The 15,692-nt window shown below is 68.9% G+C and carries 12 protein-coding genes and 4 pseudogenes; 9 read left to right on the top strand and 7 right to left on the bottom strand.

Annotation, left to right across the window (positions count from 1 at the left end):
• Positions 1–17: 17 nt before the first annotated feature.
• Genes GUY60_RS20460 through GUY60_RS20480 form a run of 5 tightly spaced genes read right to left on the bottom strand, consistent with a single transcriptional unit; the run spans position 18 to position 4,390 of the window.
• Entirely contained in the window at positions 18–770 is a 753-nt protein-coding gene (locus GUY60_RS20460) for an amino acid ABC transporter ATP-binding protein (RefSeq protein ID WP_187370085.1), read from the bottom strand.
• A 14-nt stretch (positions 771–784) separates the two neighbouring features.
• Positions 785–1,726: an amino acid ABC transporter permease gene (locus tag GUY60_RS39105; protein ID WP_161699932.1), complete on the bottom strand. Its 942-nt coding sequence runs from the start codon at positions 1,724–1,726 to the stop codon at positions 785–787.
• On the bottom strand, positions 1,723–2,670 hold the full coding sequence (locus tag GUY60_RS39110) for an ABC transporter substrate-binding protein (RefSeq protein WP_161699934.1): 948 nt from the start codon (positions 2,668–2,670) through the stop codon (positions 1,723–1,725). Before GUY60_RS39110 ends, GUY60_RS39105 begins: the two co-directional genes overlap by 4 nt.
• Before the next feature lie 5 nt (positions 2,671–2,675).
• Complete coding sequence (locus tag GUY60_RS20475; protein WP_161699936.1) at positions 2,676–3,251, bottom strand: GNAT family N-acetyltransferase; 576 nt, start codon at positions 3,249–3,251, stop codon at positions 2,676–2,678.
• The gene (locus GUY60_RS20480) at positions 3,248–4,390 is read right to left on the bottom strand and encodes an LLM class flavin-dependent oxidoreductase (RefSeq protein ID WP_161699938.1); all 1,143 of its coding nucleotides are present in this window, start codon (positions 4,388–4,390) and stop codon (positions 3,248–3,250) included. Before GUY60_RS20480 ends, GUY60_RS20475 begins: the two co-directional genes overlap by 4 nt.
• Positions 4,391–4,844: 454 nt before the next feature.
• On the opposite strand from GUY60_RS20480, the gene GUY60_RS20485 reads away from it, so the two are divergent.
• The 5 genes and pseudogenes from GUY60_RS20485 to GUY60_RS20500 all read left to right on the top strand — a co-directional run bounded on the left by GUY60_RS20485 (position 4,845) and on the right by GUY60_RS20500 (position 8,610).
• Entirely contained in the window at positions 4,845–5,891 is a 1,047-nt protein-coding gene (locus GUY60_RS20485) for an amino acid ABC transporter permease (RefSeq protein ID WP_376771283.1), read from the top strand.
• Positions 5,888–7,930 carry an FAD/NAD(P)-binding protein gene (locus tag GUY60_RS20490; protein ID WP_161699942.1) on the top strand — a complete coding sequence of 681 codons (2,043 nt, stop codon included), beginning with the start codon at positions 5,888–5,890 and terminating at the stop codon, positions 7,928–7,930. Before GUY60_RS20485 ends, GUY60_RS20490 begins: the two co-directional genes overlap by 4 nt.
• Positions 7,931–7,973: 43 nt before the next feature.
• Positions 7,974–8,072: pseudogene (locus tag GUY60_RS39115) on the top strand (IS5/IS1182 family transposase); the annotation flags it as partial.
• A 71-nt stretch (positions 8,073–8,143) separates the two neighbouring features.
• Positions 8,144–8,335: pseudogene (locus GUY60_RS39120) on the top strand (transposase); the annotation flags it as partial.
• Between the two features lie 47 nt (positions 8,336–8,382).
• A complete protein-coding gene (locus GUY60_RS20500) occupies positions 8,383–8,610 on the top strand; it encodes a hypothetical protein (protein WP_161699944.1) in 228 nt (75 codons plus the stop codon).
• A gap of 94 nt (positions 8,611–8,704) precedes the next feature.
• Here the strand turns inward: GUY60_RS20500 and GUY60_RS20505 are convergent, their stop codons facing one another.
• On the bottom strand, positions 8,705–10,363 hold the full coding sequence (locus GUY60_RS20505) for a pentapeptide repeat-containing protein (protein ID WP_312866365.1): 1,659 nt from the start codon (positions 10,361–10,363) through the stop codon (positions 8,705–8,707).
• Between the two features lie 133 nt (positions 10,364–10,496).
• Positions 10,497–11,933, bottom strand: a complete 1,437-nt coding sequence (locus GUY60_RS20510) for a family 43 glycosylhydrolase (protein WP_161699947.1) — start codon at positions 11,931–11,933, stop codon at positions 10,497–10,499.
• A 261-nt stretch (positions 11,934–12,194) separates the two neighbouring features.
• Here GUY60_RS20510 and GUY60_RS20515 point away from each other — a divergent pair.
• The 4 genes and pseudogenes from GUY60_RS20515 to GUY60_RS20530 form a co-directional block, all read left to right on the top strand.
• A pseudogene (locus GUY60_RS20515) lies at positions 12,195–12,686 on the top strand (FAD-dependent oxidoreductase); the annotation flags it as partial.
• Positions 12,687–12,863: 177 nt separating this feature from the next.
• Positions 12,864–14,102 (top strand): hypothetical protein, encoded by a 1,239-nt coding sequence (locus tag GUY60_RS20520; RefSeq protein WP_161699949.1) that lies wholly within the window; start codon positions 12,864–12,866, stop codon positions 14,100–14,102.
• Positions 14,095–14,865, top strand: coding sequence for a hypothetical protein (locus tag GUY60_RS20525; RefSeq protein ID WP_161699951.1), 771 nt, complete (start codon positions 14,095–14,097; stop codon positions 14,863–14,865). Before GUY60_RS20520 ends, GUY60_RS20525 begins: the two co-directional genes overlap by 8 nt.
• Positions 14,866–14,978: 113 nt before the next feature.
• Positions 14,979–15,646: pseudogene (locus GUY60_RS20530) on the top strand (IS5 family transposase).
• Positions 15,647–15,692 lie beyond the last annotated feature (46 nt).

Raw genomic sequence — 15,692 nt, forward strand, 5'->3', positions numbered from 1 at the left:
GGAGTGCGGGGCGGGGCTCACAGGACCTTCGCCAGGAAGGCCCGAGTACGGTCCTGGCGCGGATGGTCGAGCACCTGCTCGGGCGGGCCCTGCTCGACGATCAGCCCGTCGTCCATGAACACCACCGTGTCGGCGATCTCGCGGGCGAACCCGATTTCGTGCGTGACCACGATCATCGTCGTGCCGGCCCGCGCCACGTCCTTGATCACGTCCAGGACCTCGCCGACCAGCTCCGGGTCGAGCGCCGAGGTCGGCTCGTCGAACAGCAGCACCCGCGGGTCGAGGGCGAGCGCCCGCGCGATCGCCACCCGCTGCTGCTGCCCGCCGGACAGTTGCCGTGGGTACGCCCGCTCCTTGTCGGCCAGACCCACCCGTGCCAGCAACTCCCTTGCCCGTACGGTCGCTTGGCTCCGGGAGCGCCCGAGCGCCGACACGGGCGCCTCGGTGATGTTCTCCAGGACCGTCAGGTGCGGGAACAGGTTGAAGTTCTGGAAGACGAAGCCGATACGGGTGCGGCGGCGCAGGATCTCCCGCTCCTTCAGCTCGTACAGCTTGTCGCCGCGCCGCCGGTAGCCCACCAGCTCCCCGTCGATGCTCACCGAGCCGCGGTCCAGCTTCTCCAGGTGGTTGATGCCCCGCAGCAGCGTCGACTTGCCCGAGCCGGACGGCCCGATCACCACGGTGACCTCGCTCGCCCGCACCTGGAGGTCGACGCCGCGCAGCACCTCGTGCGCCCCGAAACTCTTGTGGACGCCGCGGATGTCGACCATCACGGCACTGCTGCTCATCGCTTCTCCTTGAGGGTGTGCAGAAAGGTGCGGGCGCGCTGCACCGGGGTGGGCGGGGGAGTGCGGTCGGCGCCGCGCGCGAAGTGCCGCTCCACGTAGTACTGGGCGACGGACAGGACGGTGCTGAGCACCACGTACCAGGCCGTGGCGACCATCAGGAGCGGTACGACCCGGCCGTTGCGGCCGTAGATCACCTGCACCTGGTAGAAGAGTTCGCCGATGGCCATGACCGACACGATCGACGTGCCCTTGAACAGCGACACGATCTCGTTGGCGGCGTTCGGCAGCACCGAGCGCATTGCCTGCGGCAGCACGATCCGGCGCAACTGCCGCAGCCTCGGCACCCCGAGCGCGGCCGCCGCCTCCAACTGCCCCGGGTCGACGGACAGGAACCCGCCGCGCACGATCTCCGCCGCGTACGCCGCCTGGTGCAGGGCGAGACCGATCACCGCGGCGGACATCGCGCCCACCAGGTTCATCGTGCCGAAGCTCCACAGCACCGGACCGAACGGCACCCCGACGCCCAACTCGTCGTAGAGATAAGCCAGGTTGAACCAGAACAGCAACTGCACGATCAGCGGAATGGACCGGAACGCCCACACGTACGCCCAGGCGACGGCAGCCAGCAGCGGGCTGCGGGAGAGCCGCATCAGGGCGATGACCAGACCGAGCGCGAAGCCCAACACCGTGCCGTACACGGTGAGTTGGAGGGTCACCCAGACCGCGTGCAGCACACTGTCCGCGGTCAGATGCGCGAAGAAGACATCCCACTCCCAGGCCGGGTTGGTGAGCAGCCCGTGCGTGAACTGGGCGAGCAGCACCAGGACGGCCACGCCGGCGAACCAGCGCCAGTAGTGCCGGGCGGGCACCACCTTCAACTCCTCGTGAACCAGGGCCGGTTCGGCGGTCAGCTCCGGGGCGGAGGCCGCGGCGCTCACGGCTTCTCCGCCTTGACCTCGGGCGGGTTGATCCGCGACTCGGTGAGGGCCGACTTCTCCGTGCCCCACTTCTTCAGGATCCTGTCGTACGTGCCGTCGTCGATCAGCTTGTTCACGGCCGCCCGGAACGCCTTCGCGAGCGGCGAGCCCTTCTTCAGGGCGAAGCCCACGTCGAGCCGCTGGAACTCGCCGAGGAACTTCACGCCCGCCGCGGGCTGCGCGGCCTGGTAGCGCAGGCCGTTGATGGTCGACATGATCACGTCGATCCGGCGCTGCTGGAGGCTGGTCAGGGCCGCCGCGTTCTCCGAGTACACCTTCACCTCGTACGGCTTCTTCCCGGCCTCGGCGCACACCCCCTTCCGCTCCTCCAGGGTGGTCTCGAACGTGGTGCCCGCGCCGACGCCGACGGCCTTGCCGCACAGCTGCACCAGGCTCGTCACCTTCTTCAGGTCCCGCTCGTCCTTGCGGACGGAGAAGCCCTGCCCGTCGTTGATGTACGTGACGAAGTCGATGGTGCGAAGGCGTTCCTCGGTGACCCCGAAGTTGCCAGTGCCCACATCGAACTTGCCGCTCTCCAGGGCCGGAAGGATCGCCTCGAAGCTCGCCTCCTGGCGCTCCAGCTTCACGCCGAGCACCCGGCCCACCGCGTCCGCGATGTCGATGTCCTGACCGGCCGGCTCGTCGCTGTCGGCGCTGGGGTGGAAGGCGCTCGGCGGGGCGCCGACCGAGCTGGCGAGGCGCAGCGTGCCGCGCTCGCGCACCTCGGCGGGGAGCAGCTTCGCCAGCGCCGGGTCCTCGCGGACCTTGCCGACCACATCCGCCGACGGCGCCGCCGAGGCCGCGCCCGCGGGCTGCCCGGCGGCGGGGTCGCCGCTGCCGCAGCCGGTCAGGGCGAGCAGCGGCAGGGCTATGGACGTGACGGCGGCGGCCGTTCTTCTGCGCATGGTGTTCAGGCCTCGGTCTCGAAGTGCGCTGGGGGATACGTGAGTTGGGGTGGGGTGTGGTTCAAGTGCGGGGTGGCTGTGCGCTGTTCAGGGGCGAGGTGCTTCTCGAACGGCAGTGGCCCGATGGACTCGGGGTCGGCGGCCGTGTCGAACAGCGGGGTGTAGCCCGTGGCCAGGTACAGGCCGCGGGCCTCCGGCTGGCGCGGCCCGGTGGTGAGGTACACCCGCCGGTAGCCGCGCCGCTCCGCCTCCCGCTCCAGCTCGGCCAGCACCCGCCGGGCCAGGCCCCGCCTGCGGTGCGCCGAGTGCGTCCAGATCCTCTTCAGCTCGGCCGTACGGGGCGACGGCGTCTCGTGGCGCCGGAACGCCCCGCCCGCCACCGGCTCGCCCGCGTCGAGCAGCAGAAGCAGCACACCGCCCGGCGCGGCGAACTCGGCCGCCGGATAGCGCAGCAGCTCGGCGTGCGCGTCGCCGCCGTAGCGCCGCGAGTACTCGTCGCCGAGCTCCCGCATCAGCGGGCGCGCCAGCGGGTCGTCGGCGGCGACCCGCACCACCGTCAGCGGCGCGGCGGCGGACGTCATCCGGAGACCGCCGCGGCGAGCCCCGGGTCGAGGGCGTGCGGGCCGCGCGCCGCCCGCTCCGCGTCCCGCTTGGCGACCTCCTCGCGCACCAGCGGAATGACATGCCGGCCGAAGTCGATCGCGTCGCCCAGCAGGTCGTAGCCGCGTGCCGAGAGGATGTCCACGCCCAGGTCGTAGTAGTCGAGGAGCGCCCGCGCCACCGTCTCCGGGGTGCCGACCAGGGCGTTGGAGTTGCCCGCGCCACCGGTGGCGGCGGCGGTCGGCGTCCACAGGGCGCGGTCGTACCGTTCGCCCTGCTCGGCGATCGCGATCAGCCGCTGCGAGCCGGCGTTCTGCGGGTTGTCGCCCCGGTGGTGCCGTACGAGGCCCTGCTCGCGGCGCTCCTTGATGGCGCCCACCGTGCGGTGCGCCTTCTCCCAGGCCAGCTCCTCGGTGGGCGCGATGATCGGCCGGAACGCCACCTGGATACGCGGCACGTCCGTACGGCCCGCCGCCTTCGCCGCCGCCTTGACCGCCTCGATCTGCTGCGCGGTCTCCGCGAGCGGCTCGCCCCACAGGCAGAACACGTCCGCCTCGGCGCCGCCCGCCGCGTATGCCGCCGCCGACGAACCCCCGAACGACACGCCGGGGCGCGGGAGTTGGGCCGGGAACACATCGCTGACGAAGTCATGGAAGCGGTAGTGCTCGCCCTCGTGGTCGAAGGCCTCGTGGCGCGTCCACACCTGCTTGACGATGTCGATGTACTCGCGGGTGCGGGCGTACCGCTCGTCCTTGGTGAGCGTGTCGCCCTCGCGGCCCTGCTCGTGGTCGCTGCCGCCGGTGATGAAGTGCACGGTGAGGCGGCCGTCGCTGATCTGGTCGAGGGTCGCGAAACTCCGCGCCGCGTACGTCGGGTACGACACGTTGGGCCGGTGCGCGAGCAGGATCTGCAGCTTCTCCACCTTGGCGGCCAGATACGCGGCGGCCGGTGATGGGATCGGCGAGCCCGAGCTGTACGCGAACAGGACCCGGTCCCAGCCGTGGTCCTCGTGGGCGCGGGCGAGCCGCAGTGTGTACTCCTTGTCGAAGGCGGCGCCGGAGCGCGCGCCGGTCTCGGAGCCGTCGTTGGTGGCGGCGATCCCGAGGAACTCCACAGGCATGAGCGTGCCTTTCATGGCATACGTGAACGGGGGGGCGTACCGAGGGGCGGTGACGCGGCGCGGCGAGTGCGCGGGAGGTACAGGTGAGAAAAGGGGGCGTGGTCCGTACGCGCGGGGCGCGCGGGCTCAAGGTCCGGGTCAGGCGTGACACGCGGCGGACCACACTCGACCGAAGTCGATGTGGTCGCGGGTGACCAGCGGCAGCTCTGCGGACATGCCCTCAGTGGAGCACCGCGTTTTCCGGCCCGTCAACAGGCGAACGGGCGCCCACCGGCTGCTGCCACACGCTGTTCACACTGCCGCAGCAGCACCGTCGTACGCTCGACCGAGGAGCCGGACACCAGGGTCAACACCCGTCCGCTCCGGTCGTGTTGAGGGGCACGGCAGGTGACGCGAACAACGGCGCGGAGTCCGCTTCGACCTGCCCGAATCCCGGAGCCCACTCATGGCCGTCCTGCACCCGACACCTCCGCCCGAGTCCGTGACCGAGTCCGTGACCGAGGCCGCCGAACACAGCCCCGCGCCCCGGACCGTCGCCCGCCGCCGCCCCGGCCGGCTGCTCGCCGCAGCCGTCGCGCTGCTCCTGTTCGTGATGGTCGCGAACTCGGTGATCCGCAACCCGCGCTTCCAATGGGATGTGGTCGGCGCCTACTTCACGACGCCCGCCGTCCTCGACGGGCTGTTCCTCACCCTGTGGCTGACCGCGGCCGTGATGGCGCTCGGCTTCCTCGTCGGCACCCTGCTCGCGGTCCTTCGACTCTCCGCCAACCCCGTGCTGCGCACGCTCAGTTGGGGCTACATCTGGATCTTCCGCTCCACCCCGCTGCTCGTCCAGTTGCTGTTCTGGTTCAACATCGGCGCGCTCTACCCGACACTCGGCCTCGGCATCCCCTTCGGCCCGGAATTCGTCACCGTCAAGACCGTCAACCTCTTCGGCGCCGCCGCCACCGCACTCATCGGACTCACCCTGCACGAGGCGGCGTACGCGGCCGAAGTGGTGCGCGGCGGCATCCTCTCCGTCGACGCAGGACAGACCGAGGCCGCCCAGTCACTTGGCCTGAGCCGGTGGCGGCTGCTTCGCCGCATCGTGGTGCCGCAGGCCATGCGCTCCATCGTCCCCACCGCGGGCAACATGCTGATCGGCACCCTCAAGGGCACCAGCATCGTGTCCATCCTCGCCGTCCAAGACCTCCTGTACTCCGTGCAGTTGGTCTACAACCGCACGTACCAGGTGATCCCGCTGCTCCTGGTCGCCACCCTCTGGTACATCGCCGTCACCACGGTGCTCACCGCCGTCCAGTTCTACGTCGAGCGGTACTACGCGCGCGGCGCCGAACGCACCCTCCCCGCCACCCCACTGCAACGTCTGCGCACCCAGGGCGCCACCCTGGCCGCCCGACTGCGCACCGCCACCGCACCCGACGCGCCACCCGCGCCGCGCGATACCCCCGCGCCGCGCGACACCCGCGAGGAGCGCGACACCCAGGGGGAGCGCCGATGACCGCCGACCCGTACCCCCGCCACGCCGTCCTCGTCATCGTCGGCGCCGGACCCCGCGCCATCGGCCTCCTCGACCGCATCGCCGCCAACGCCCCCGAACTCCTCGACCCCGCACGGAAGTTGCGCATCCATCTGGTCGACCCGCACCCGCCGGGCCCCGGACGGGTCTGGCGGCACGCGCAGTCGCCGCTGCTGCGCATGAACTCCATGGCCGAGGACGTCACCGTGTTCACCGACAACAGCTCCACCCTCGAAGGGCCGGTACGCCCCGGCCCGTCCCTCGCCGCCTGGGCCGCCGAGCCGGGCCGCTACCCGCCGCTGCGCCCGCCCGCCGACCCGGACGTACGCGAGGAGCTGCGCAGCCTGCGCTCCACCGACTTCCCCACCCGCCGCGTCCAGGGCGCCTACCTCCACTGGGCCTTCCACCGCGCCGTCGCCGACCTGCCCCCGCACATCACCGTACGGGTGCACCGCACCACCGCCACCCGGCTCACCGGCCCGGCCGACGGGCCGCAGCGCGTCCACCTCGCCGACCGTGCCGCACCCCTCGAAGCCGACCTGGTCATCCTCGCCCAGGGGCACCTGTCGGCGGCGCCCACCCCGGAACAGGCCGCCCTCGCCGCCTTCGCCGACCGGCATCAACTCACCTACCAGCCACCGGAGTTCAGCGCCGACGCCGACCTCAGCGGCATCGCCCCCGGCACGCACATACTGCTGCGCGGCTTCGGCCTGGCCTTCATCGACCTGACCGCCCTGCTCACCGAGGGCCGCGGCGGCCGCTACACCACAGGCCCGGACGGCACGCTCACCTACCACCCCTCGGGCCGCGAGCCGGTCCTGCACGTCGGCTCACGCCGCGGCGTGCCCTACCGCTCCAAGCCCGGCTACCAACTCCGCGCCGAACGCGCCCCGTTGCCCCGGTACTTCGGCCCCGAACAGATCGGCGCCGCCGCCGAGGCCTCCCGCCGCGCGGACCGCCTCCTCGACCTGCGCCGGGACATCTGGCCGCTGCTCGCCAAGGAGATCGGCTACGGCTACTACCACGAGCTGTTCCACGCCCACCCGGACCGCACCACCCTCGACTGGCCACGGTTCCTCGCCGCGTACGACACCCACGACTGGTACGCGCCCGAGACCGCCGCACTCGTCGCCGATGCCGTGCCCGACCCGGCCGACCGGCTCGACTTCGAGACCCTCGACCGGCCGCTCGCCGGACTCACCGACGACAGCCACGAGGCCTTCCAGGAACGCCTGCGCGCCCACATCGAGGCCGACGTCGCCCGCCGCTCGGACCCCGCCCACAGCGCGGACCTCGGCGCGTTCTACGCCCTGCTCTCGGTGTACGGGCAGCTGCCCGGCCTCGCCGCGACCGGGCGGCTCAGCCCCGACTCGGTGGCCCGCCAACTCGACGGCTGGTGGCACGGGTTCTTCAGCTACTTCGCCTCCGGGCCGCCCGCGTTCCGGCTGCGCGAACTGCTCGCGCTGTCCCGCGCGGGCGTCGTCCGCTTCGTCGGGGCGGGTCTGGAGGTGGAGGCGGACGAGGTGCACGGGGTGTTCCGGGCCCGCTCGGCGACGGTGCCCGGCCACACGGTCACGGCGACCGCCCTCGTCGAGGCGTATCTGCCGCACCCCACCGTGGAACGCACCGCCGACCCGTTGCTCGCGGCGCTCGACGGGGAGGGGCAGGTGCTTGAGGAGCGCCGCAGCGGTGATGGCGAGGACCTGCCGACCGGCCGCATCAGCACCGCCCCCGTAGACGGCCGCCTCCTGACGCGGGACGGTCCGCATCCGCGGCGCATCGCTCTCGGGGCGCCCACGACCAGTCGTGCGGTGGCGGCGTTCGCGCGTCCGCGCACGGATGCGCCGGCATTCCGGCAGAACGACGCGGCGGCTCGGGGGGTGCTGCGGGCGCTGGGTGGTTTGTCCCCGGGCCCGCCCCTTCCCGAAAGTCCTGCCGGACGGGCCTCCTCAAACGCCGGAGGGGCTAAGAAGTCATCTCATTTGGCTCGATTGGCTGTCGGTTGTGGTGGGGATCGTTGAGCGGCTGGTGCCGGATGAGTTGTGGCAACTGTTCCAGCGGGTGGTGCCGGAGGCGCCGTCGCGGCCTCAAGGTGGCGCCCGACGTCGCCACGGCGACCGCGAGGTGCTGGCCGCGATCGTGTTCGTGGCGACGTCAGGCTGCACGTGGCAGCAACTGCCCGCAGCGTCCTTCGGGCCGTCCGGGGCAACGGCACACCGCCGTGGGGTATCCGACACCGCATCGCCCGCAAGGGCATCGAGACCTCACAGCGTCTGGGACGCCACCGCTGGACCATCGAACGCACCATGGCCTGGCTCGCCGGCTGCCGCCGCCTCCACCGACGCTACGAACGCAAAGCCGAGCACTTCCTCGCCTTCACGAGCATCGCCTGCACCCTCATCTGCTACCGCAGACTCGCCAAATGAGATGACCTCTTAGGCCGTTGTCCCAACGGGTGCTGCGGTGGGCGACGTTGACCGTTTCCTGGGTGGGCATCGCCGCCGTGGGTGCGGGCGTCGTGGGATTCGGCGCGCGGGCCGCGGGGATCGTGCCGTCCCTCGGCGAACCGCCACCCGAGGCCGCGCCGGCGGTCGCGGCGCTGGCGGTGGGGGCCGCCTGGGGCGCTGCATGGACCATCGCCACGGTCGGCGTCATGCGGCGCACCACCAGGCTTCGGCACGCAGTCTCTGGCGAAAGATGAACCCTGTGACCGAGACGCATCAAGGGTCTTGGGGTGAGGGCGTACACCCGGTCAAGTCCCGTGCAGTGTGGGCGAGATGGGCCTGATCCGCCGCTCAGCTCCCTCGCTTGACCCGGCCTCGGATGGCGAGTGCCGCGAAACCGAGCAGGACTGGCTCCAGAAAGCGGGAGGCCATCTCGATGTAGCCGCCGGCCTTCGTCAGGTCTTCGCCGCTGGACCGGAAGACCACCGAGTTCAGGGTGACGTTGAGGGCCTCCTCGAAGCGCTCCTTGTTGAAGCGGTCGCCGGTCGGGTTCTTCGGATCGGGCTTGTCGATGATGGTCGTCCACTCGCCGTCGACCTTCTCCCGCACGATCTCCTGCCTCGGTGCCTCGTTGGGCAGGCCGAAGCCCATCATGAGCGTGATGGTCGTGAGCATGGCGGCGATGAGCCAGCCGATGGCGCGGGCGGCGCGCAGCCCGTAACCGGACAGCAGCCAGTACGCGGTGAGCAGGGCCCGCTCAGCTCCAGGGATGTCGTCGGCATGGCGGCGCATCTCCATTTCGCCGTAGTAGAAGTCGGCGGCGCCGGGCTCGTGCTTGGCGTCCTCAAATGCCTTCCTCAGTTGTCGGTACACCGGAGCCAGTGCGATCGGTTTGAGCACCTCCGAATTCACAGGAGCTGCGGCCCAGCCATCGGATGCGGTGCTGCGGCCGGCGCGCCAGTGATGTTCTTCGGCAAGCGTTCTGCGGGAGGTCCAGTGAATCGGCAGCCAGCCGTGCCATCGCAACCCCGAAGGCACGGGAAGCATGGGATAGGCACCCTCCAAACGCAATTGGTCCAGATGGATGGTGCCGGCAAATAGGCATTCCGTGAGGTCGATGTCGGTGAGTGTGAGGTGCGCGGCGTCCACTCCCCGTAGCGACAGCATTCGCACACTGTCGCTTCCCATCTCCGGTTCCTCCAGATCGTCACCGATGCCGTACAGGTAAAAGGGGCGGGAGTTGAACGCGACGCTCACCGGATATTCCAGAAATGCGTCACTCATGTCCACGGCGGCATACCGTAAGCGCAGTGCGGCAGTGGCGGACCAATGCACGCCTTGGCAAGTCAATGAGGGTGTTGCCGCTTCAATAATTACGGCGTGCTTGAACTCTGTCTTTAAAAGACTGAAATGCGACGTGCAGAGAAGTGGCCCCAAATGCGAGGTGCGGTCGAACACGGTGTCCGTAAAGCTGACCCATTGAGCCGACAAGGCCTCGAGGTTGGCGTTGCCGCCAATGTGGACGTCGTTGAAATTGACCCCGAAGGTGAAGTGGGTGTCGCAGAGTTCGAGAGCCCCGCCGATCTTTACGGATTGAAAATCTGCCCACTCGACAGGTGCGCCGTCGAATCGAAGGTCGCCACTGATCTCGGCCCGGTTGAATGTCGCATGCCTTACGGTCGACCCGTTGAACAGGGCATCCCCTTCGACCTGAATGTTGACGAAGGACGCGTCATCATGGAAAGTCGCGCCAGTGAATGTGGCATTACCGTCGATGTGTACGTCGATGAATCGGACATTGTCGGTGAACCGCGCACGGTCAAACCGTGCTTCGCCGAGGCGAGCCTGGTTGGTGTCAGGATCCTTGAGTTGGGCGAGAATTCCATCCAGCAGTTCCGCACTCAACAGTGTGCCGCGGTGATCGACGCTGAAGCCGGGCTCCAGACCGGACAGGTAGGCGGCACGGTCGCCGGCCGAGAGATGGGCCAGACAGTTGGTATACGGCTCCACCTTGCGTCCCGTGCACCCGACAAGATCGCTGCCGGGACCGGCTCCGTCTCCGCAGTGTGGCCAATCGGGTGGCGCTGACGTGGTCATGGGGTGATCACATCACGGCTCCGACGGTCCCGGCGGCGACCTCAACTCACCTGCTTGTCAGTGGACTTCCGAGGTCGTTTCGTCGGCTCGAAGCCGGTGCTCGTAGCCGGTGCTCGAAGCCGTTCGCGTCCCGGCGCCGGACGTAGAGGCGGTTGCCTTCCGGGCCGGTCCATTCCAGGCGTACGACTCCGGGTACGGCGGCGTCGGCCTTGCGGGTGGGATCGGACCAGTACCCATGGGCGGGGTTGCGGAAGAACGTGGCCCACAACCCGCCTTCGTGGTCCTCGAAGAAGTTGTTGTGGCCTGCGCCGATGCCTGCGGTCCAGCGCTTCGAGTACGGTCCCTCGAAGCGGTCCGAGACGGCGACGACCGCGTCGTACTGGTCGTATGCGCGGCCCTCGGCCGGAGGGTCGTAGGCGTGGCGCGGGGTGCCGTCGGGGTTGGTCGACGAGCGGTTCCACGCGGCGTGCACGAGGTAGTATTTGCCGCCGTGCCGGAACACGTGGGCGCCCTCGAGGTACGGCTCGGGGGAGTACCGCGTCTGCCGGAAGCGAGGCAGGTCCGTGGTCGGGACGATGTCCTCCATGTCGTCCCGGAACTTCGCGTAGAGGTCGTTGTGCAGTACGAGCCACGCCTCGTCGCCCTCGGCGTAGAGGCCGCCGTCGATGTGGAAGTAGGCGCCCGGTTCGATGAAGTCCGGCCCGCCGGGCGCCAGTTCACCGAACGGCTTGTCCAGGTTGCCGCCGACGAGCCGGTACGGGCCCGCGACGCCGTCGTCGCTCACCAGCATGAACGAGCCGACCTTCCGGGAGTGGTCGCCCATGCAGGCGACGATGTACCACTTGCCGCGGAAGTAGTGCAGCTCCGGCGCCCAGACGTCACCGCGCTTGCCGAACTCGTCGTCGTGCCAGTACTCCTGCCACGGCGCGACGACCGTACGGCCGGGCCGGTTCTCGTCGGCGAACTCGGGCGACCACACCTTGCCCTTCGCCGCGCCCGGCCGGACCGTGGTCGTGTTGGCCAGGGTCCACGGCCCCTGCACGGAGCGCGACAGCCACACGTAGATGCCGTCGTTCCACGGGGCGGGCCCGCCCTCCCCAGGGGCCCGGGTGGTTCCGGTGGCAACGTAGAGCGGGCGGCCGTCCACCTCGAAGCAGTTGACGTAGGTGTCCCGGATCCAGGCCCGACCCAACTCCTGGTCCTGAGGCCGCAGTTCGAGCGGAAGAAGCAGGGAGTTGTCCTCGCGCGGCCACAGTTCCCGGTCGGTGTCGGCGAGGCCGTAGGGTTCGAGCTCGGGCCGGTTCGGCGGATACGGGGCGGCCGCCGGGACGTCCCCCGGGACGTCTGCCGGGACGTCTGCCGGCGTACTCCCCGGAGCCGCCCGTACCGTGGCCGTCGTCAGAGCTGCGATACCGACGGAGCCGGCCGCACCGGCCAGCAGGGATCGGCGGCCGAGGCGCGGGCCGTTCTCGGAGTTGTTCATCGGTCAAGTCCCCCTGGATTGTTGCCCCGAAGCCGCCGCGTGGAACTGTCCGGTCTGCGGCACGCGGCGTGGCCTCTTCGCGGTCTCCGGACATTCTCAGGTCACCTGTCGACCACGAGACGAGCACGGTGGACGGTTCCGTCCGCACTGCACTGCGTGAGATCGCGAGGCGAAATTCGCGTACGCCTGTCGCCGCACCTTCGACGCCACCTCGTCACCGTCGCCGGGTCCGCACGCCGGGTCCGCACGCCGGGCGGAGCCGGCTCACGCGCGCGACAGGTGGACCCCGCCGGCACGACCCTCTCGCACCATGTCCCGGACGGCGGCGAGCGGTTCAAACCGGAGATCGACCGCGGCCAGTTGCGCGACCTGCTGCTCAACTCGCTCAAGCCCGGCACCGTACGCCGGAGCCACACCCCGCAGTCCGTCGGCGGCCCCGACGCAGGCCCTCGACAACTGCACTTCGCCGACAGCCTCACCCTTCAGGACACCGACGGCATCCGCGCCGTGCTCCTGGAGCGCTACCGCGACTGGTCACCGCGCCTGCGCCGGCTGATCGCCGACAACGACGGCCGCTACGTCGACCGCCCGATCTTCGCCCTGCCCGTCCCGCACACCTGGGAGCACAGACCCACCGTGACGCTGCTCGGTGACGCGACTCACCTCATGCCCCCACTCGGGGTCGGTGCCAACCTGGCCATGCTCGACGCCTGCGAACTCGCCCTCGCCCTCGCCCACTACGACAGCATCGACCCAACGCCCTTGCTGTAGCACGCCGTTGCTCGGTGTACAGCACCGTGCGAACATCAGGGTTCAACGGTCCGATTCTTTTCGTTTGCGCTGCGCGGCGGAAACGCGGGAGTGCGGGCCTTTGCCATGTCCACAGTTTGAGTAAGTCCGTCAGGATCTGCGAATGACAGGTGCCGCTTGATGTACACAACGGAGCTGACGGAGTCGGCGGAAGCTCGCATCGAGGATGTGAGCAACATCCTGGTCGCGCCCTCGGCGTTGCAGGACAACGACTTGGTCAGGGACTTCTTCGGGGCGACGATCACGCCGGACGAGCTGGCAGCTTGTGCGCCCGACCTCGCAGGGAGGACTGTCTACCTGTGTGGCGATGCATCCGGGATCAGTGGTCGCGAACTGCGCGCTGCTGCCCGGGTGTTGGTGGTCCGGGAGCTGTCGGACGGTCACCTGGAGGACCTCGACGAGTCCTGGACTGTCGTCGGCCTCGGCCGGGTTCCCGTCCGTGTGCACGGCTTCGGCGTACACTACCGCCGGTTCTTCGGAATCGACGCCGGTCATTTCGGACGGATCAGTACGGAGCACGAGTTCCAGTCCCTGACGGAGTCCACTAAGCCCGGAACGGCTCACCGCAGCGGTATTTATCTGACGCCCGTCGCGCGAGACGGTGACGACCTGCATTTCCGCCTGCTCCGGTGCTCCACGAATCTCTCGGGCCCGACCGAGAACTTCGGCCCGACGGATGCGCAAATCGTCGACGCTCTGAATCGCGAAGCCGCCAACATATTCCGGGACCAGGCACCGCTGAATCACGTTCTCGCGCAGATCTACCACAACACCCGTGCCACGGCTGAGCGAAAGCAGTCCAAGGCCAAGATCTCCTCCCACGCCGACAAGACCAAGGACATGCCCGTCAATGGCGTCATGGCCTTCTGTACGTTCTACGACCGGCTCGACCATCTGCAGCCCTTGGCCGAGGACGTTTTCGACTACGGCGTACGGGGTGTCAGCGCACTGACCGAACTCCGTTTCCGCCTCAAGGGGTCGGCCGCAGAGAACGAAGAGGCCGGCCTCCCTGCGCAGTTCAGCGTGACGCTTTATCCCGGCTCCGTCTTCTTCATGCCGCTGTCCACCAACCGCCTGTACACGCACGAAATCCGGCCCTCGAAGCTGGACGCCGAGCTGCTCCCGACCCGCCTGGGATACGTGGTGCGCTGTTCGGGCGCCGAAGCTGTGCACAAGAACGGCCACACGTACCTCAAGAAGGCCGGAGACCTGGTGGAGCTCGAACCGCCCACACAGGCCGGCATGGACGAGCTGCGCGGGATGTACGCCGAGGAGAACAGGGCCTCTTCGTTCATCGATTACGGCGACAGGTTCCGCTTCAGCATGAACACGGGAGATTACGTTGCCCCGCATGCCTGAGATTTCGGACGAGGTTATCTCGGTGGCTCTGCCGGACGAGAGGAATCTCTTTGCGGAGCTGTCCGCGTCGACTCGTTGGGAAGACGTGGGCAAGGGCCGGCGAGGCGCCGTGCTCACCAGGATCGACGAGGCCGGCGGTGTGCCTCTCGTGCGGACCACCACTCGGTACGGCAGCCCGGCGCAGCGATTCCGGGTGGTGCACGAGGAGTTGGCGCGACGGATTCAGGAGAGTGCGGGGCTTCCGGTCGGTTTCAACAACGCGCTCATCGAGACCTACACGAACGCGTACAAGAAGATGGGTGGGCATTCCGACCAAGCCCTCGATCTGGCCGACGAGTCGTTCATCGCCGTCTACTCCTGCTACCAATATCCCGAAGAGGCCCCGCCGAGGAAGCTGATCTTCGAATCCAAGGAACCCAAGGAATCCAACGGTGAGACGTTCGAGATTCCCCTCGCCCACAACTCCGTTGTTGCGTTCTCCGTCGAGACGAACCGGCGGCTCAGGCACAAAATCGTGCTCGACGCGTCCGTCCGGGCGGCGGAGAACCCATGGCTGGGCGTGACCTTTCGCACGTCCAAGACCGTGGTCCGGTTCCGCGACGGACAGGCGTGGCTCCCGCAGGGGACGCACCTCGTGTCGGCCGACGACGAGCAAAGGCGTGAGTTCTACGGGCTGCGGCGCCGTGAGAACCAGGAAACGGACTTCGTCTACCCCGAGCTGACGTACACCATCAGCGAGAGCGACCTGCTGCCGCCCGTCTGAGCCACCTTAGAGATCATCTCAATTGGAGATTCCGGTAGCCTGGCGCTGTGTTGCTGACTGAACGTCTGGTCCCTGACGGACTGTGGGAGTTGTTCCAGCGGGTGGTGCCGGAGATGCCGACTCGGCCGCAGGGTGGTGGCCGGCGCCGCCATGGTGACCGTGAGGTGTTGGCGGCGATTGTCTTCGTGGCCACGACCGGGTGCACGTGGTCTCAGGTCCCGCCCGTGTTTGGGCCGTCCGGGGCCACGGCTCACCGCCGGTTCATGGAGTGGACCCGACAGCGGGTCTGGGCGAAACTGCATCGTCTGGCTCTGGACGAGCTGGGGGCTCGAGGCGAGCTGGACTGGTCACGATGCGCAATCGACTCGGTGAACATGCGAGCCCTCAAAAAGGGGACCTGACGGGTCCGAATCCTGTAGATCGGGGCAAGTACGGTTCGAAGATCCACTTGATCACCGAGCGGACCGGACTGCCGCTTTCTGTCGGCATCTCCGGCGCGAACCTTCATGACAGCCAGGCTCTCGAACCACTCGTGCGCGGCATCCCACCAATCAGGTCCCGGCGCGGTCCACGCCGTCGGCGCCCCGCCAAGCTTCACGCCGACAAGGCCTACGACAACCGTCACCTGCGGCAATGGCTCCGCCTACGCCACATAACACCGCGCATCGCCCGCAAGGGAGTTGAGACGTCACAGAAGCTGGGGCGCCACCGGGCAATCCACTTCCTGGCCTTCACCAGCATCGCCTGCACCCTCATCTGCTACCGCAGACTCACCAATTGAGATGATCTCTAAAAGTTAGCCCCTCCGGCGTTTGAGGTGGGGGCAC

This window comes from Streptomyces boluensis (genome assembly GCF_009908195.1).
GTDB lineage: Bacteria > Actinomycetota > Actinomycetes > Streptomycetales > Streptomycetaceae > Streptomyces > Streptomyces boluensis.

Coding starts and splice junctions, on each gene's coding strand:
- GUY60_RS20460 (WP_187370085.1), bottom strand. CDS start 770: ATGGTCGACATCCGCGGCGTCCACAAGAGTTTCGGGGCGCACGAGGTG.
- GUY60_RS39110 (WP_161699934.1), bottom strand. CDS start 2,670: ATGCGCAGAAGAACGGCCGCCGCCGTCACGTCCATAGCCCTGCCGCTG.
- GUY60_RS20475 (WP_161699936.1), bottom strand. CDS start 3,251: ATGACGTCCGCCGCCGCGCCGCTGACGGTGGTGCGGGTCGCCGCCGAC.
- GUY60_RS20480 (WP_161699938.1), bottom strand. CDS start 4,390: ATGCCTGTGGAGTTCCTCGGGATCGCCGCCACCAACGACGGCTCCGAG.
- GUY60_RS20490 (WP_161699942.1), top strand. CDS start 5,888: ATGACCGCCGACCCGTACCCCCGCCACGCCGTCCTCGTCATCGTCGGC.
- GUY60_RS20510 (WP_161699947.1), bottom strand. CDS start 11,933: ATGAACAACTCCGAGAACGGCCCGCGCCTCGGCCGCCGATCCCTGCTG.
- GUY60_RS20520 (WP_161699949.1), top strand. CDS start 12,864: ATGTACACAACGGAGCTGACGGAGTCGGCGGAAGCTCGCATCGAGGAT.
- GUY60_RS20525 (WP_161699951.1), top strand. CDS start 14,095: ATGCCTGAGATTTCGGACGAGGTTATCTCGGTGGCTCTGCCGGACGAG.